This is a genomic window from Pseudomonas sp. Larv2_ips, from assembly GCF_963879675.1.
GTDB lineage: Bacteria > Pseudomonadota > Gammaproteobacteria > Pseudomonadales > Pseudomonadaceae > Aquipseudomonas.
In genome coordinates this window covers 848,782-865,703 of sequence record NZ_CAWOAW010000014.1, presented here as the reverse complement: position 1 = coordinate 865,703, position 16,922 = coordinate 848,782, and the positions used below count along the sequence as shown (strand labels likewise).

Below are 16,922 nucleotides of genomic sequence, written 5' to 3'. Positions count from 1 at the left end.
CAGGGGCTAACCGAGGAATGACCATGATTCGTAAAATCCCCAAAATCGCCTTGCTTATCGGCGCACTCGCTATGGCAGGCCAAGCCTCCGCCCACGGTGGTGGTTGGGGTGGCCCGGCCGTGTTGGGTGCTTTAGTCGGCGCAGCCGTTGTCGGCTCGGTGGTTGCCAGCCAATCCCAGCCGGTCTACGTGCAGCAACCGGTCTACGTTCAGCCGCAACCGGTATATGCCGCGCCTCCTCCGGTCTACTACGCGCCGCCACCACCGGTGTATGTGCAACAGCAGGTTTATTATCGCCCGGCGCCGGTTTATTACGGCCCACCACGTGGTTACTACGGCCCTCCCCATGGCTATTACGGCCGCGGCTGGTAACACGCAATTGACATCACAGGATCAGGCCCCGCTTACACGCGGGGCCTTTTTTTTGCCTTAAAGGTCCGGATTTACCCTGCAAAGGTCGCTGTGAGGACAATGCTCGAGGCGTAATCGCACATGATTATGGCTAATGTCTACTTGCTCGAACGAGGCTTGCGCTGTCATGTTTGTGTCACGAAACCCTCTCACTATTGATTCTGTCCAGCCAATAACAATTAAGGACGACTGACCATGCCCACGCAAAACCCGCACCGCACCGCCGGCCTGTGCACGTCCAGTAAGGTCTACAGTGCACTCACAGAGCTCAAGCACCTTGAAGGCCATCGCAGCGCGAAGTTCCTGGCGTTGTTGGCGCAAAACCTGGTGCACAAGGGGCTGCTCAGTGAGCAGGAAGTGGTGATCATGCTTGATCAAGTGGTGGATTGACGTCTTGTGTTGATGACGACTATCGAGCCGGTTGATTTTTCCTTCGGCCCGCAGCGCCGTAAGGTGGCCTCCATAGCAATTGGAGGCCTCTATGCCCACTGTTCAGATCATGTCCGTTATCGGCAGCGCCGTTCCCGCCCCTCTTCGCAAGCTGGGGCTGCTGGCTTGCTGGTATTTGGTACGCGATGGCGAGCCCATCAGCGGCCCACTCACGTCGTTATCGGCCGCCGAAAAGCAGCTTCAACAAGCGTCGAGCTTCAGACTGCACGCCTGAAGCTCGCCTTCTGTAACCGCTAAGGCAGCGGCAGCTTGACCCGCGGTTTGCTTTCGACAAACAGCGCCCAGCTCGACATAAACAACGCCGCCACCAGCGGCCCGATCACAAACCCGTTCAGGCCAAACACCGACAGCCCGCCCAGGGTCGAGATCAGGATCAGGTAATCCGGCATCTTGGTGTCCTTGCCCACCAGGATCGGGCGCAGTACGTTGTCCACCAAGCCGATCACGAATACGCCGAACACCGCCAGCACCACGCCCTGCCAGATCGAACCGCTCAACAGGAAATAGATGGCCACCGGGCCCCACACAATCCCCGCGCCCACGGCTGGCAGCAGCGACAGAAACGCCATCAACACCGCCCAGAGCAACGCGCTCGGGATATCCAGAAACCAGAAAATCAAACCACCCAGCGCGCCTTGAGTGACGGCCACCAGCACGTTGCCTTTGACCGTGGCCCGCACCACACGATTGAACTTGAGCTGCAAACGGCGCTTTTGCGGCTCGGCCAACGGCACCGCCGTGCGCACTTTGCGCACCAGTTCCGGACCGTCGCGCAGCAGAAAAAACAGCAGATACAGCATGATGAAGAAGCTCACCAGGAAATCAAACGTGCCCTGGCCAAAGCTGAACGCCTGGGTCGCAAAGAACTGGCTGCCCTGCATTGCACTCTTGACGATCTTTTCCCGCAGGCCTTCCAGGTTGCCCATGCCAAAGCGGTCCAGCAGGTGCTGGAAGTATGGCGGCAGGACATTCTTGAATTGCTCGATATACCCCGCCACGTCCAACTTGCCGCTCTCAATATTTTTGTACAGGGTCGCGCCCTCTTGCACCAGCAACACACTGGTAATGATCACCGGCAAAATCGCAATGATCAGGCACACCGTCAGCGTCGCCAGGGACGTGAGGTTGCGGTTCCAGCCGAACCGCTGTTGCAGGCGCCGCTGCATCGGGGCAAAGATAATGCCGAGAATCACCGCCCAGAACACCGCGCCGTAAAACGGCAGCAATATCCAGATAAAGGCGATGGTCACCAGGGCCAGCAGCAACAGCAGGGTTTTGAATTGCAGGTTGGTTTGATTCATGTCCGGTCCATGTCAGAAAAGCCAAGGCCCTGTGCAGGCCCTGTTGCTTAGTCCGCTGCGAATGCTGGGAGTGCCATCGTTTATCGCACAAGCATAGACCGCATCACTTATTGCCCGGAAGCCTGCGCCTTTGCCTCGCTCAACAGCGTCTGAATCATCTGCTCCTGAGCGTCATAGCGGCCTTCGCCGAAGTGGCTGTAACGCACCTGCCCCTTGGCGTCGATCAGGTAATGGGCGGGCCAGTACTGGTTATCGAAACTGCGCCAGATCGCGTAGTTGTTGTCGACGGCCACCGGGTAAGTGATACCGAGTTTGCGCACCTGGTCCCTGACATTGCCGGTGATGTGCTCGTAGGCGTATTCCGGGGTGTGCACGCCGATAACCACCAGCCCGTCTTGTTCGTACTGCCTGGCCCAGGCTTGCACATAGGGAAGTGCGCGGCGGCAATTGACGCAATCGTAGGTCCAGAAATCAACCAGCACCACTTTGCCTTTGAGCGCGTCGGTGCTCAGCGGTGGCGAGTTGAGCCACTCGACCGCGCCCGCCAGTGAGGGCATCGCACCCTGGGTGGTTTGGGTCTCTTGGCTGGCCACCTGGTTGGACACCAGGGCAAAGGCTAACAGCAGGCCGGCGAACAGCACCGAGATAAGTCGCATGGCAATTACCTTGTGGCGAGGGGGATGCCCCATTGGAAACCGCCGACGTATCGCGCCTATGTCGAAACCTGCCTGCCGATACACCACGATACAAAATCAACAAAGGGCGATCTGGATCAATAAATCCGAGATCAAGCTCCACTACCCTCGCGACCTTTTGCGACGCAAACCCATGCCATCTGTCATCGCCCCCGAACTGCTCGCCCCCGCTGGCACCCTGAAAAACATGCGCTACGCCTTCGCTTACGGCGCCGATGCGGTCTACGCCGGCCAGCCGCGTTACAGCCTGCGTGTACGCAACAATGAATTTGACCACGCCAACCTGGCGCTTGGTATCCAGGAAGCCCACGCGCAGGGCAAACGTTTCTACGTGGTGGTGAACATCGCGCCGCACAACGCCAAGCTGAAAACCTTCCTCAAGGACCTGGCGCCAGTGATCGACATGGGCCCGGATGCGCTGATCATGTCCGATCCGGGGCTGATCATGCTGGTGCGCCACCATTTTCCGCAGATGCCCATCCATCTGTCGGTGCAGGCCAACACGGTGAACTGGGCCAGCGTCGAGTTCTGGCAGCAACAAGGCATCGGCCGGGTGATTCTGTCGCGCGAGCTGTCACTGGAAGAGATCGAGGAAATCCGCCAACACGTGCCGACCATGGAACTGGAAGTGTTCGTGCACGGCGCCCTGTGCATGGCCTATTCCGGACGCTGCCTGCTGTCGGGCTACCTGAACAAGCGCGATGCCAACCAAGGCACCTGCACCAACGCGTGTCGCTGGAAGTATCAGGCCACGCCGGCGGTGGAAAACGCCATGGGCGACATCGTCCAAACGTGTCAGCCAACCCTGGGCATCGGCGCGCCGACCGATCAAGTGTTCCTGCTGCAGGAAGCCAATCGCCCGGATGAGCAAATGCCCGCGTTCGAGGATGAACACGGCACGTACATCATGAACGCCAAGGACCTGCGCGCGGTGCAGCACGTGGAGCGCCTGACCCACATGGGCGTGCATTCGCTGAAGATTGAAGGCCGCACCAAATCGCACTTCTACTGCGCACGCACCACCCAGGTGTATCGCCAGGCCATCGACGATGCGGTGGCCGGGCGCGCGTTCGACCGCAGGCTGATGAGCGATTTGGAATCACTCGCCCAGCGCGGCTACACCGAAGGTTTCCTGCGCCGCCACGTGCATGACGAGTACCAGAATTACCAGCACGGCAGCTCGGTGTCGCAACGTCAGCAGTTTGTCGGGGAGTTGACCGGCGAGCGCCGTGGGGAGCTGGCCGAGGTCAAGGTGAAGAACCGCTTTGCCGTGGGCAATCATCTGGAATTGATGACGCCCGCCGGGAATTTTCACTTCGACCTGGCCGTGCTGCACAACGCCAAGGGTGACGCCATTGAGGTCGCGCCGGGCGACGGGCACACCGTGTATGTGCCGCTCCCGGCCGCAATGGACCTGCGCTTCGGCCTGCTGATGCGCGACCTCTAACGCGTCGCCGCGCAGAACCGGCGGATGGCCTCGCACGCCTGCAGCAACGCGTCATCGTCCAGGGCGTAAGCGATGCGCAGGTACGGCGCCAGGCCGAATGCGCTGCCGTGCACGACGGCAACGTTGGCTTCATCGAGCAAGGCATGCGCTACGTCTTCGTCGGTTTGCAGCCGCGTGCCGGCAGGCGTGGTGCGCCCCAGCAAACCGGCGCAGGAGGCAAACGCGTAAAACGCGCCGCACGGGCGCGCGCATTCCAGGCCCGGCGTGTTGTTTAGAAAGGACACAACCAGGTCACGCCGACGCTCAAACACGGCCCGCGACTGCTGGATAAACGCCTGCGGCCCGTTCAAGGCAGCAATCGCCGCGTGCTGTGAAATCGCGCTGGCGCCTGAGGTCTGTTGGCCCTGAAGCTTTTCCATCGCCGCCAACAACCAACGCGGCCCAGTGGCGAAACCAATGCGCCAACCGGTCATGGCGTATGCCTTGGACACGCCGTTCATGGTCAAAACCCGCGGCGCCAACTCGGGTTCAACCTCAGCCAGGGTGTGGAAGGTTTGCCCGTCGAACAGCAAGTGTTCGTAGATATCGTCCGCCAGCACCAGCACATGCGGATGCGCCAACAGCACGTCGGCCAGGGCGCGCAGCTCCTGCTGGCTGTACACCGCGCCGGTGGGGTTGGAGGGCGAGTTGAGGATCAGCCAGCGCGTCGCGGGGTTGATCGCCGCGTCCAGCGTCGCTGGCGTCAACTTGAACCCATCCTCGCCGCTGCACGGCACAATCCTGGCAGTGCCGCCGCATAGCTCGACCATTTCCGGGTAGCTGACCCAGTAAGGCGCGGGCACGATCACTTCATCCCCGTCGTTCAACGTGGCGGCGAGAGCGTTGTAGATCACGTGCTTGCCGCCACTGCTGACGATCGTGTCCTGCCAGGTGACAGCCAGGCCATTTTCACGGCGGAATTTTTGCGCGACCGCTTCACGCAAGGCACGCACACCGGCCACTTGGGTGTAGCGCGTGTGGCCATTGCGGATCGCGTCGATACCGGCCTGGCGGATGTGTTCCGGGGTGTCGAAATCCGGCTCGCCGGCGCACAGCGAAATGATCTGCGCCCCTTCGGCGCGGCGGGCGGCGACGCGGTCGATGATGCGGTAGGTGGCAGACGGCTGGGCGTGAGCCAGGCGCGCGTTCAGACGTTCGAGGGTCACGAGTCTTTCCTCTGCAACTGGTGATAACCCAGGGCTTCGCGCGCTTGCTTGAGGGTCTTGCCCGCCTCGAGCTGCGCCCGAATCTGCGACTCCGCGTGTTCAATCTGCCGCGCGGTGCGCGCCACGGCTTCGGCACGGTCGCGGGGCACCACCAGCACGCCATTCGCATCGGCCACCACGATGTCCCGGGCACACACACGGGCACCGCCGATGGCCACCGGCTGGTTTACCGACGCCACTTGCACTCGGTCCTTGCCGGTACGCATGTAGCGGCCTCTGGTGAACATCGGATAACCATCGCCCAACGCTTTGCTGACGTCCCTGCACACGCCATCGATCACCGTGGCGGCAACCCCGCGACTGCCGGCGTATTGGGTCATGATGTCGCCCCACACGGTGCAGTCGGTGCGACCGGCGTTGGCCAGCACCACCACGTCTCCTGGCCGCACGTCTTCGATAAAGTCGCCCACCGAACCCGGCGGTGTGGCGGCTGGCACGTACTGCACGGTAAAGGCTGGGCCGACGACAGTGCCACGGTAGTTATCCAGCGGTGCGATGCCCAGGCATTGGCCGCAAATGCCGAGTTTATCCATGGCATCCGAGACGCCGGGCGTGTCGAGCCCTTCAAAAAGCGCGACCAGCTGTTGGTCATTCATTGGGCGGGCTCCACACGGATGGCGTCGAATTGGCTGTCGTGCATCACATCGGCCACCGAACGGCCGCTGCGTACTGCGTCGACCATACCGGCTTCACGGGCGGCGATGCGCTCGCCCAAATCCAGTACCTGTTCAATCACTGCGGCGGGGACGAAGACGCTGCCGCAGCGGTCGGCAATGACGAAATCGTTTTCCGACACATCCACGCCACCGACGCTGATCGTCACGCCAGCGCCCACCTGCACCACGCGGTGTCGCGCACTGACCATGGTCACGCCACGGCCGTACACCGGGAATCCAATGGACGCGCTGCCGTCGATATCCCGGCTGAACCCGTCGATCACCGCACCGCGAATACTCTTGGCCACGGCGGCATTGGCAATGATGTCGCCCCAGCACGAAACGCCGTCGATGCCTCCGGCGATGACCAGCACGCGGTCATCGCCGGTAATGGCGTCGATCACCGGGGAAATCAGGTGCACGCCGGGAGCGGCGTCGGTCTTGGGCGCCAGCTTGACCGTGCTGGCGCGGCCGACCACCGTGGGGCAGTCCCACAACGGCCGGATGCCCACCACGGCGCCGGGCAGTTGCAGGACATCCAGTGCGTTCGAAACCGTGTTGGTGTCGAGTTCAGCCAAGCGCTGAAGCGGGTCGGGATGCGGCATTGAGGTGAGCCCCTGTTGTGGTTGGGGCTCAAGTCTTACCGAGGGGCGGTGAGCGGTATATTCGTATGTACGTTAGTTAAACATAGGTTAAACCTATGAAAGATCAGATCCTGAACTGACCCACCAACTGCCCCAGGCGCTGGCCCAAATCCGCCAGGCTGCGAGAGGTCTGGGCGCCCAGCTGGGTTTCATCAGCCACACTGTCCACCGCCACGGCGATCTGATGCACGCTGCGGTTGATCTCTTCGGCCACGGCAGTTTGCTCTTCGGCGGCGCTGGCAATCTGCGCGTTCATCGAGTTGATGGTGCCGATCAGCTGCGCCATGGTGTCCAGTGAGGCGCCGGCCTGGTTGGCCTGGGCCGAGGTGCCGTCGCCGGCATCGCTGGAACGGCGCATCGCGTCCACGGCGGCTTCGGTGCCTTTTTGCAGGCGGTCGATCATGCCCTGGATTTCCTGGGTGCTGGTTTGAGTGCGGCTGGCCAACGCTCGCACTTCATCGGCCACCACCGCAAAACCACGGCCGGCCTCGCCTGCTCGCGCGGCTTCGATGGCGGCGTTGAGCGCCAGCAGGTTGGTCTGTTCGGCGATCGAACGGATCACCCCCAGCACGCTGACAATCGACGACACGTCCTGTTGCAGGCTGTCGAGGGACACGCCACTGCTGCGGATGTCATTCACCAGCGCATGAATCTGCGCAATGCTGCCGTCCACCACGCGCTTGGCGGCCTGGCCCTCGGCGTCGGTCTGTTGCGCGGCGACGGCGGCGCCCTGGGCGCTGCGCGCGACTTCATGGGCGGCGGAGGACATTTGATTAATGGCGGTGGCCACTTGGTCCGTTTCGTGACGTTGGCGCTCCATCGCGGTTTCCGAGCGCTGGGCTTGCTCGGACACCTGCCCGACCAACCCGGTGAGTTGCGAGGTCATCTCGGTGATCTGCCGCACCAGGCCGTGGATCTTGTCGACAAAGCGGTTGAACGCACCCGCCAGATCGCCCAGTTCATCCTGGCTGGTGATGGCCAGGCGGCGGGTCAAGTCGCCCTCGCCCGCCGCGATATCGTCGAGGTTGGCTTTCATCAAGTTCAACGGCCGCAGGATGGTATTGGCGGTCACCATGCCCACGGCGGCAATCACCAGCAACACCACCACGGCCACACCGAGGATGCTCAGCAGCACGCCTTCCATGCGTTTCTCGACCTTGGCCTCAACCACCGCCACCTGGGCTTCGATGCCGTCGAGGTTGACCGAGGTACCAATCACCATGTCCCACTTGGGCAGGTATTCGGTGTAGCCAAGCTTGGGCACCAACTCGGTCTGCCCCGGTTGGGTCGAGCTGTATTGCAGGTAGTGGGTGCCGTCCTTGCCGACCTTGACCAGGTCGCGGTTGACGTAGACGCCGTTGGGGTCGCGGTTGTCCTTGAAGCTCTTGCCCACGCCGTCGGGGCTGTTGCCCTTGAACAGGCGGATGGTCTCGGAGTCGTAGCCGAAGAAGTAGCCGTCCTTGCCGTAGTGGGTGTTGGACAGCAACTTGACCACCTCGGCCCGCGCGGCGGTGTCGCCAGGGGCGGCGGCGTCGTAGAGCGGTTTGATGGTGGTCATGGCCACCTCGACGTAACTTTGCAGGGTGGCCTTGGCGTCGTTGAGCAGGCGCTGGCGGGTTTCATCCACCTCGTTGCGCGCCTGGCCCTGGAGGATCCACACGGTGGTCAGGCTGATGACCACGGCAAACAGCAATACCGGCACTACGGCGAGGGACAGGACTTTGGCCTTCAGACTCAGACGCATGGCTTTTCTCTCTTATTAGTGGCGACTTGGAGAGGCTATCGGCCAACTGCAACGGATCTGTAGGCCACTCGTTACCCGTGGCGCGGGAGGTGTTTCACATCATTAAAGGGTCATCGCAGCGAGCCAGCCGAATGCAAGCAACGGGATGTTGTAGTGCAGGAACGTCGGCACCACGGTGTCCCAGATATGGTGGTGCTGGCCGTCGATGTTCAGGCCGGAGGTCGGGCCGAGGGTCGAGTCCGACGCCGGTGAGCCGGCGTCGCCCAGGGCGCCTGCGGTGCCGACGATGCACACAATCGCCAACGGGCTGAAACCCAGTTGCACACACAGCGGCACAAAAATCGCGGCGAGGATCGGCACCGTGGAAAACGACGAGCCAATGCCCATGGTCACCAGCAGCCCCACCAGCAACATCAGCAGCGCGCCCACGCCACGGCTATGGCCGATGAATGCCGCCGAGGTTTCTACCAGCGAACGCACGTCACCCGTGGCCTTGAGCACTTCGGCAAACCCCGAGGAAGCGATCATGATGAAGCCGATCATCGCCATCATCTTCATGCCTTCGGTGAACAGGTCGTCGGTTTCGCGCCAGCGCACGATGCCCGACACCGAAAAGATCAGGAACCCGGCCAGGGCGCCAATGATCATCGAGTCCAGCCACAGTTGAATGATGAACGCCGAGGCAATCGCCAGCCCGGCCACCAGCAGGGTCAGCGGGTTGTACTGCACGGCCACTTGCTCGACGCGCTCGATTTTCTCCAGGTCGTACACGCGCTTTTTGCGATAACTGACAAACACTGCCACCAGCAGGCCAACCACCATGCCCAGCGCCGGCAAGCCCATGGCGTGGGTGACGTTGACCTGGCTGATGTCGACGCCGCTCTTGGCCACGTTGGCCAGCAGGATCTGGTTGAGGAAGATGTTGCCGAAGCCCACCGGCAGGAACATGTACGGCGTGATCAGGCCGAAGGTCATCACACAGGCGATCAGGCGACGGTCCAATTGCAGCTTGGTCAGCACATACAAAAGCGGCGGCACCAGCAGCGGAATAAACGCGATATGGATCGGCAGGATGTTCTGCGAGGCAATTGCCACGACCCACAGCAGACCGATCAGCAACCATTTGACGTGACTGCCGCCCGTGGCTTCCTGGCGATCGACCAGCATCAGCGCCTTGTCTGCCAGGGCATGGGCCAGACCGGACTTGGCAATCGCCACCGCGAAAGCGCCGAGCAAGGCGTAGGACAACGCCACGGTCGCCCCGCCGCCCAAGCCGCCGTTGAAGGCTTTGAGCGTGGCCTCGATGCCCAGGCCACCGGTCAAGCCACCCACCAGGGCGCCGACAATGATGGCGATGACCACATGCACGCGGGACAAGCTGAGCACCAGCATGGTGCCGACCGCGGCGATGACTGCGTTAATCATGGTTACCTCAAGACAGAAACATAAAAAACAGGCATGCCCGCGCCCGGGCGGCCATGGGGTTGGCCGCCGGCGTGCAGGCTTTGGGAGGTCTTATTAGAGGGCGCGCACTTTGCAGCAGGCGGGCGCGCATGTCAAAAAACGGCGTCGTTTTCAGCGTTCAATTGAACGTTTAAATAATAAAGAACGGCAAAACGCGGCCGATAGCCTGACTCTCTGTGTTTTCAGGTTAAGGATGCTCCTCGATGTTCCTCAGACAGCTCTCCATTCAATGGAAAATCACCCTGCTCGCCGGCCTGTGCCTGCTGGGGATCGTGACCCTGCTGGTGGGTCTGTCGCTGTATCGCATGGAGCACAGCTCGCAGCAGGTCAAAGCCTCGAGCATGCAGATGCTCGACGAGTCCGCCCAGGCACGCATCGAGGCCCAGGGTGAGGTGCAGGCGCTGGGCATTCGCCAGCAGTTCATGGACGCCTACCAGTACGGCCATGGTTTTGCCCGTCAGGTACTGTTTTTGCGCGAACAGGCGGAAAAACGCTTCCTCGACGCCTTCGACACCCGCGAAGACCTGACCCGCCAGGTCAAGGCCGCGCTCCAGGCCAACCCGGACCTGCTCGGGTTGTCGCTGGTGTTTGAAGCCAATGCGCTGGACGGCAAGGATGAGCTGTTCGCCAATCAGGCGGAACTGGGCAGTAACGACAAAGGCCGTTTTGCCCTGTACTGGTCGCAACCGACGCCCGGCAAATTGACCTCCATGTCACTGCCCGAAAGCGACATGTCCGACACCCGCATTGGGCCCAGCGGCGAGAAAGCCAATGCCTGGTTCACCTGCCCGCGCACAACCTTGAAACCCTGCGTGATCGAGCCGTACTTTTATGTGATCGACGGGCAAAACGTGCTGATGACCAGCATCGTGTTTCCGCTGATGGTCAACGGTAAAGTCATCGCCTCGCTGTCGGTGGACATCAACCTCAACAGCTTGCAGGCCGTGAGCCAACAGGCCAGCCAGAAGCTGTATGACGGCCAGACGCAAGTCAGCATCCTCAGCCCCACCGGTTTGCTCGCCGGCTACAGCCCGGATGCGAGCAAACTCAGCCAGCGCCTGGATAAAGTCGACACGGCCAGCGGCGCGCAATTGATCAACGCACTGGCGGCCAGCACGCAGATCCGCAGCGTGCGCACCGACCATCAACTCAAGGTACTGGCGCCGTTCGCACCGATTCCCGGCGGCAAGCCGTGGGGTGTGTTGCTGGATGTGCCGGAAAAAGTCCTGGTGGGCCCCGCCGAGGCACTCAAGGCGCAACTGGATGCCGATAACACGCGCGGCACCCTGCTGGAACTGAGCCTGGGCCTGCTCGCGGCCGTGGTCGGCCTGGTACTGGTGTGGCTGATGGCTCGCAGCGTGACCCGACCCATCCTTGGCGTGGCTCGCATGCTGGAAGACATCGCCAGCGGCGAAGGCGACCTGACCCGTCGCCTGGCCTACGACAAGCAGGACGAACTGGGCCAACTGGCTGGCTGGTTCAACCGCTTCCTCGACAAACTGCAACCGATCATTGCCCAGGTCAAACGCTCAGTGCAGGACGCCCGCGGCACGGCCGACCAATCCGCCGCAATTGCCACTGAGACCAGCGCCGGCATGGAACAGCAGTACCGCCAGGTGGATCAGGTGGCCACCGCCTCCCACGAAATGAGCGCCACCGCCCAGGACGTGGCCCGCAGCGCCGCCCAAGCCGCACAAGCCGCGCGCGACGCCGACCAGGCCACCCGCGAGGGCTTGACCGTGATCGACCGCACCACCACCAACATCGGGCACTTGGCGGCGGACATGAGCACCGCCATGGCTCAGGTCGAAGGCCTGGCGGCCAATAGCGAGAAAATCGGTTCGGTGCTGGAAGTGATTCGAGGCATTGCCGAGCAAACCAACCTACTGGCACTCAACGCCGCCATCGAAGCCGCCCGCGCGGGTGAGGCCGGCCGTGGATTTGCCGTGGTCGCCGACGAAGTACGCAACCTGGCACGGCGCACCCAGGAATCGGTGGAAGAAACCCGCGTGGTGATCGAACTGCTGCAAAACGGCACCACCGATGTGGTCGGCTCCATGGGCAACAGCTATCGCCAGGCCCAGGGCAGTGTCGAGCAGGTCGGCCAGGCGGTCACCGCCCTGCGCCAGATTGGCGAGGCGGTCACGGTGATCAGCGACATGAACCTGCAAATCGCCAGCGCCGCCGAAGAGCAAAGCGCAGTGGCCGAAGAGATCAACAGCAACGTGGCGACGATCCGCGATGTGACCGAGTCGCTGTCGGAGCAGGCGAATGAATCGGCGCGGGTGAGCCAAGCGCTGAATAGCCTGGCGAATCAGCAGCAGGGGTTGATGGATCAGTTTCGCGTGTGAGTGAGTTGCAAAGATTCTGACCCTTGAGCAGGTCCAATGTGGGAGCGGGCTTGCTCGCGAATGCAGTGTGTCAGTTGCCGAATTTGCTGGCTGACACTCCGTCTTCGCGAGCAAGCCCGCTCCCACATTTTTATATTTTGTGGTGTATCAGGCCTGGCGCTTGGGCAATTCGATTAGCACCCTCAAGCCACCCAACTCACTCTCCTGCAACTGCAACACTCCGCCCCACACCTCGACGATATCGCGCACAATCCCCAGCCCCAAACCATGGCCGTCGATCTGTTCATCCAGGCGCGTACCCCGGCTGAACACCTGGTCGCGCTGACTCTGCGGAATGCCCGGCCCGTCATCTTCAACGGCCAGTAAATAGCTGTGCGGCGTTTCGCTGATGCTCAAGCGTATTTCCGCATCTGCCCATTTGCAGGCGTTGTCCAGCAGGTTGCCCAACAGCTCCAGCAAGTCTTCACGGTCCCAGGGCAATTGCAGGCCGGGCGTGACGTGGTAACTCAAATCCAGGTGTTCACCGTGGATCATGTTCAGCGTGGCCAGCAGGCCGGGCAGCTCTTTTTCGCAATCAAACAAGGCACCTGGCAGGGTTTCGCCGGCAAGGCGCGCGCGGTTGAGTTCGCGATTCAGGCGTTGCTGCACTTGCTCCAGCTGGTCGCGCAAAAGCTTGACCAGTTCGGGATGGGCCTTGAGCTGCTCACTGGAGGCCACGCTCAAGAGCACGGCCAACGGCGTTTTCAGCGCATGCCCCAAGTTGCCCAACGCGTTGCGCGAGCGCTTGAGGCTGTCTTCGGTGTGAGCCAGCAGGTGGTTGATCTGCGCCACCAGGGGTTCCAGTTCCAGCGGCACTTGAGTGTCGAGTTGTGAGCGCTGGCCTTGTTGCAGTTGAGCGATCTGTTCGCGGGCGGTTTCCAGCGGGCGCAAGGCGCGGCGCACCGTGACCCGTTGCAGGATCAGCACCAGCAGCAATGCCGCAAGGCCCATCACCAGGCCGATCTGACGCATCAGACGGAAACTTTCCCGCACCGGCGTGTAGTCCTGGGCCACGCTGATGGAAATCGATTGGCCAAAACGCTTGTAGTCCGAGCGCAACACCAGCAGTTGCTGGCCTTCCGGGCCCAGTTGCAGGTTGCCCTTGAGCCCGGCTTCCGGCAGCCGGGGCAATTCCTGGTCCCACAACGAACGGGATCGCCAATGGATGTCGGCAAAATCAATACGGAAATAATGCCCGGAAAACGGCCGCTGATAGGCCGGCGACAAACGTTGTTCATCCAGTTGCACACCGTTCGGGCCGCGCACCAGCGCCACCAGCAGGTTTTCACTGTCGTTGCGCAAGCCCGCTTCCAGGTAGCGCTGCAATCCGGCCTCGAACAACCACAGGCTGGTTTGCGCCAATACCACGCCGACGATCACCATCACGCTGATCAGCCCCAGGCTCAGGCGCCGCTGAATCGACCTCATGCAGGGCTGGCGCCAAAGCGGTAACCCTGGCCGCGCCGAGTCTCAATCACGCTACGGCCCAGCTTGCGACGCAGGTGGTTGACGTGAACTTCCAGCACGTTGGAGTCGCGCTCGGTCTCGCCATCATAAAGATGCTCGGCCAAGTGGCTTTTCGACAGGATCTGTTCCGGGTGCAGCATGAAGTAGCGCAGCAGGCGGAATTCGGCGGCGGTCAGCTGGATCTCTTCGCCGTCGCGCAGTACACACTGGCGGCCTTCATCCAGGTGCAACCCGGCAGCTTGCAAGGTGGGCTGGTTGGCGTGGCCATGGGAGCGGCGCAACAACGCCTGGACACGCAAGTGCAGTTCTTCGGGGTGAAAGGGTTTGCTCAGGTAATCGTCGGCACCGGCCTTGAGCCCTTCGATGCGCTCGGCCCAGGAGTCGCGCGCGGTGAGAACCAGCACTGGCGTGGCCAGGGCGGCTGCGCGCCATTGCGCCAACACGTCCAACCCCGGCAGGCCGGGCAAGCCCAGGTCGAGAATGATCAGGTCATAGGGTTCGCTGCGGCCCTGATAGGCGGCATCGCGCCCATCGGCCAGCCAGTCGACGGCATAGCCCTGGCGCTGCAGGCCGGCCAGCAGTTCATCGGCCAAGGGAACGTTGTCTTCCACCAGAAGCAGGCGCATCAGTCGTCTTCCTTATCTTTGAGCAGCACGCCGGTGGTCGCATCCAGCTTGATCTCGCGCACCACGCCTTCGGTGGTCACCAGCTCCACCTCATAAGCATATTGGCCGTGTTTTTTTTCAAGCTCGGCTTCCAACAACCGAGAGCCGGGGTAGCGCGCCATGGCCTGTTGCAACAGTTGCTCGAGCGGCAGGATCACGCCCTGCTGGCGCAGTGCCAAAGCTTCATCCTGGTTGAGGTCGCGGGCCGCCAGGCTGGAACAAAAAGCCAGGAGCACCAGCACCATCAAACCACTGGCGCGTCGATATACCTTCATTACGTTTCCTGATGATTCTTGAGCACGTGCCCGCTGAGCGCGTCCAATTCGACTTCCCACTCGATGCCGTCGGCATCTTCCAGTTCGACTTGGTACAAGTACTTGCCGTAGGCCTCGTCGAGGTCGGTGTCCAGCAGGGTCGAACCTGGGTGAAGTGCCAGGGCCGTGGCTTCCAGCTGATCAAAGGCGACGATTGTAACAGTGCCAGGCAATGTCAGTGGTTTGTCAGGGTTCACTGCCCAGGCCTGTGCCGAGGTGCAGGCGATGATACCGGCGGCGACCAGCGCTGTGAGGCGCTTCATGGCAAATCTCCGTTTCAGGATGTTTTTCCTACGCAGGCCAACGTACCCGCTGCAACTTAACTGAAACTGAATTGCCACCATGGCATTTTTCAATCGCCCTCTTTTACCCATCACCCGCGAGTTTTCCTATACTGCTCCGCTCGCTTGAACAGAGACTGGTATGACAGCCATCCACATCAAATTTCCCGCGTTGACGCTCAAGGCCGGTAAACGCGCCTTTGCGCGCATTCGCGAACAGGGCCTCAAACCTGCGGATGTCGGTATCCTGCCCGGCGCGGCCGGCGGCCCCAAGGCATTGGGCATCCAGGGGCTGGACCTGGCCTTGTTCGGCGACTGGTTGCCGCGCGCCCCACGCGAGCGTGCGCTGATCGGCGCCTCCATCGGCTCCTGGCGGTTTGCCAGCGCCTGCCTGCCCGACCCGGTGCAAGGCCTGCTCGACCTCGGCCGCCTGTACAACGAACAACGCTTTGCCAAGGGCGTGACCATGGCCGAGGTCAGCCGTAGCTGCCAGCGCATGCTCGATGACCTGCTCGCAGGCCGTGATGCACGGGTGCTGGACAACCCCGACTATCGCCTGAACATCATGGTGGTCAAAAGCCACGGCCTGCTCGCCGATGACCATCGCGGTCGGCTCGGTCTGGGCTTGTCGTCGGTCATTGCCGACAACCTGCGCGGCCGTGCGCGGCTGGCGCGGCACTTCGAACGGCTGATCATCCACGACCCGCGCCAGGCGCCGCCGGTGCATCCGCTGAAGGACTTCCCTTCGCGCTTCCTCGACCTGGACCTGCGCAACTTGCGCCAGGCACTGCTGGCGTCCGGCTCGATCCCCATGGTGATGCAAGGCGTACGCGACCTGCCCGGCGCGGGCGCCGGCACTTACCGCGATGGCGGCCTGCTCGATTATCACCTCGACCTGCCCTACCACGGCGATGACATCGTGCTGTACCCGCACTTCACCGACCGGGTCATCCCCGGCTGGTTCGACAAGGGCCTGCCGTGGCGGCGCAGTAATCAACAGGGCTTGCAGGACGTGTTGCTGCTGGCTCCGTCCAGGGACTACCTGGCCCGCCTGCCCCACGGCAAATTGCCGGACCGCAGCGACTTCAAGCGCTTCATGGGCGATGACCCGAGCCGCAACAAGTACTGGCAAACCGCAATGAGCGAGAGCCGACGGTTGGGCGATGAGTTCCTGGAACTGGCAGATAACGGCACATTGGGCGAGCACTTGCTGGCGCTATGACCAAGCGGTATGCGCGGCGAAGGATCAAGCTGTTAAACTCGCCGCCTGCCAGATACCTGACCGAGCTGAAAATACTGTGGAAATCTTCAAAGAATTTACCTTCGAGTCCGCCCACCGCCTGCCCCACGTGCCGGACGGCCATAAATGCGGACGCCTGCATGGGCATTCGTTCAAGGTGGCGATCCACCTGAGCGGCGACCTCGATCCGCATACCGGCTGGATTCGCGACTTCTCGGAGATCAAGGCGATTTTCAAGCCGCTCTACGAGCGCCTCGACCACAACTACCTCAATGACATCCCAGGTCTGGAAAACCCGACCAGCGAGGTGCTGGCCAAATGGATCTGGACTGAGCTCAAACCGCTGCTGCCGGAACTCAGTGCGATTCGCATCCACGAGACCTGCACCAGCGGCTGCATCTATCGCGGCGAGTAAGCGATGGCACGTTGAAGAACCACCTGCGGGTGGTTTTTTATGCCTGGAAAACCTCAGTGTAAAGCAGCCTTGAC

17 protein-coding genes and 3 pseudogenes are annotated in these 16,922 nt (G+C 61.9%); 8 read left to right on the top strand and 12 right to left on the bottom strand.

The features are described from left to right. Positions 1-17 precede the first annotated feature (17 nt). From AACV02_RS10455 to AACV02_RS10445, 3 genes are all read left to right on the top strand, one after another. A complete protein-coding gene (locus AACV02_RS10455) occupies positions 18-371 on the top strand; it encodes a hypothetical protein (RefSeq protein ID WP_053255424.1) in 354 nt (117 codons plus the stop codon). A 234-nt stretch (positions 372-605) separates the two neighbouring features. Next, on the top strand, positions 606-800 hold the full coding sequence (locus AACV02_RS10450; protein WP_106580094.1) for a hypothetical protein: 195 nt from the start codon (positions 606-608) through the stop codon (positions 798-800). A gap of 91 nt (positions 801-891) precedes the next feature. Then, positions 892-1,074 carry a hypothetical protein gene (locus AACV02_RS10445; protein WP_106580093.1) on the top strand — a complete coding sequence of 61 codons (183 nt, stop codon included), beginning with the start codon at positions 892-894 and terminating at the stop codon, positions 1,072-1,074. A 19-nt stretch (positions 1,075-1,093) separates the two neighbouring features. Here the strand turns inward: AACV02_RS10445 and AACV02_RS10440 are convergent, their stop codons facing one another. Beyond that, positions 1,094-2,161 (bottom strand): AI-2E family transporter, encoded by a 1,068-nt coding sequence (locus tag AACV02_RS10440; RefSeq protein WP_106580092.1) that lies wholly within the window; start codon positions 2,159-2,161, stop codon positions 1,094-1,096. A 107-nt stretch (positions 2,162-2,268) separates the two neighbouring features. Next, a pseudogene (locus tag AACV02_RS10435) lies at positions 2,269-2,727 on the bottom strand (thioredoxin family protein); the annotation flags it as partial. 262 nt (positions 2,728-2,989) lie between these two features. On the opposite strand from AACV02_RS10435, the gene trhP reads away from it, so the two are divergent. Further along, positions 2,990-4,303 (top strand): prephenate-dependent tRNA uridine(34) hydroxylase TrhP, encoded by a 1,314-nt coding sequence (gene trhP / locus AACV02_RS10430; RefSeq protein ID WP_119739433.1) that lies wholly within the window; start codon positions 2,990-2,992, stop codon positions 4,301-4,303. On the opposite strand, the gene AACV02_RS10425 is transcribed toward trhP, so the two are convergent. The 6 genes and pseudogenes from AACV02_RS10425 to AACV02_RS10405 all read right to left on the bottom strand — a co-directional run bounded on the left by AACV02_RS10425 (position 4,300) and on the right by AACV02_RS10405 (position 10,034). Beyond that, complete coding sequence (locus AACV02_RS10425; RefSeq protein ID WP_119739430.1) at positions 4,300-5,508, bottom strand: pyridoxal phosphate-dependent aminotransferase; 1,209 nt, start codon at positions 5,506-5,508, stop codon at positions 4,300-4,302. The two genes, trhP and AACV02_RS10425, sit on opposite strands and share 4 nt — an antisense overlap. Then, positions 5,505-6,164, bottom strand: coding sequence for an RraA family protein (locus AACV02_RS10420; protein ID WP_119739428.1), 660 nt, complete (start codon positions 6,162-6,164; stop codon positions 5,505-5,507). The genes AACV02_RS10425 and AACV02_RS10420 overlap by 4 nt, the downstream gene beginning before the upstream one ends. Beyond that, positions 6,161-6,829 carry an RraA family protein gene (locus AACV02_RS10415; protein ID WP_119739426.1) on the bottom strand — a complete coding sequence of 223 codons (669 nt, stop codon included), beginning with the start codon at positions 6,827-6,829 and terminating at the stop codon, positions 6,161-6,163. Before AACV02_RS10415 ends, AACV02_RS10420 begins: the two co-directional genes overlap by 4 nt. Positions 6,830-6,932: 103 nt before the next feature. Continuing rightward, a complete protein-coding gene (locus AACV02_RS30915) occupies positions 6,933-7,688 on the bottom strand; it encodes a methyl-accepting chemotaxis protein (protein WP_370004746.1) in 756 nt (251 codons plus the stop codon). A gap of 102 nt (positions 7,689-7,790) precedes the next feature. Continuing rightward, a pseudogene (locus AACV02_RS30910) lies at positions 7,791-8,612 on the bottom strand (cache domain-containing protein); the annotation flags it as partial. Between the two features lie 102 nt (positions 8,613-8,714). Continuing rightward, positions 8,715-10,034 (bottom strand): Na+/H+ antiporter family protein, encoded by a 1,320-nt coding sequence (locus AACV02_RS10405; RefSeq protein WP_164487975.1) that lies wholly within the window; start codon positions 10,032-10,034, stop codon positions 8,715-8,717. Positions 10,035-10,279: 245 nt separating this feature from the next. On the opposite strand from AACV02_RS10405, the pseudogene AACV02_RS30905 reads away from it, so the two are divergent. Next, positions 10,280-11,569, top strand: a pseudogene (locus AACV02_RS30905) (HAMP domain-containing protein); the annotation flags it as partial. Between the two features lie 102 nt (positions 11,570-11,671). Continuing rightward, on the top strand, positions 11,672-12,427 hold the full coding sequence (locus AACV02_RS30900; RefSeq protein WP_370004744.1) for a methyl-accepting chemotaxis protein: 756 nt from the start codon (positions 11,672-11,674) through the stop codon (positions 12,425-12,427). Between the two features lie 147 nt (positions 12,428-12,574). Here the strand turns inward: AACV02_RS30900 and AACV02_RS10395 are convergent, their stop codons facing one another. From AACV02_RS10395 to AACV02_RS10380, 4 genes are read right to left on the bottom strand one after another with little or no spacing between them, the layout of a single operon-like run. Next, the gene (locus AACV02_RS10395) at positions 12,575-13,894 is read right to left on the bottom strand and encodes a sensor histidine kinase (protein ID WP_119739418.1); all 1,320 of its coding nucleotides are present in this window, start codon (positions 13,892-13,894) and stop codon (positions 12,575-12,577) included. After that, positions 13,891-14,559, bottom strand: a complete 669-nt coding sequence (locus AACV02_RS10390; protein WP_106580083.1) for a response regulator transcription factor — start codon at positions 14,557-14,559, stop codon at positions 13,891-13,893. Before AACV02_RS10390 ends, AACV02_RS10395 begins: the two co-directional genes overlap by 4 nt. Then, positions 14,559-14,873, bottom strand: a complete 315-nt coding sequence (locus tag AACV02_RS10385; RefSeq protein ID WP_106580082.1) for a PepSY domain-containing protein — start codon at positions 14,871-14,873, stop codon at positions 14,559-14,561. Before AACV02_RS10385 ends, AACV02_RS10390 begins: the two co-directional genes overlap by 1 nt. Beyond that, complete coding sequence (locus tag AACV02_RS10380) at positions 14,873-15,175, bottom strand: PepSY domain-containing protein (RefSeq protein ID WP_119739416.1); 303 nt, start codon at positions 15,173-15,175, stop codon at positions 14,873-14,875. The genes AACV02_RS10385 and AACV02_RS10380 overlap by 1 nt, the downstream gene beginning before the upstream one ends. A 160-nt stretch (positions 15,176-15,335) precedes the next feature. Between AACV02_RS10380 and AACV02_RS10375 the strand changes: the two genes are divergently transcribed. Both AACV02_RS10375 and queD read left to right on the top strand, forming a co-directional pair. Beyond that, positions 15,336-16,415 (top strand): hypothetical protein, encoded by a 1,080-nt coding sequence (locus tag AACV02_RS10375; protein WP_106580080.1) that lies wholly within the window; start codon positions 15,336-15,338, stop codon positions 16,413-16,415. 76 nt (positions 16,416-16,491) lie between these two features. Beyond that, a complete protein-coding gene (queD, locus tag AACV02_RS10370) occupies positions 16,492-16,848 on the top strand; it encodes a 6-carboxytetrahydropterin synthase QueD (RefSeq protein WP_017736453.1) in 357 nt (118 codons plus the stop codon). The last annotated feature ends 74 nt before the right edge of the window (positions 16,849-16,922 follow it).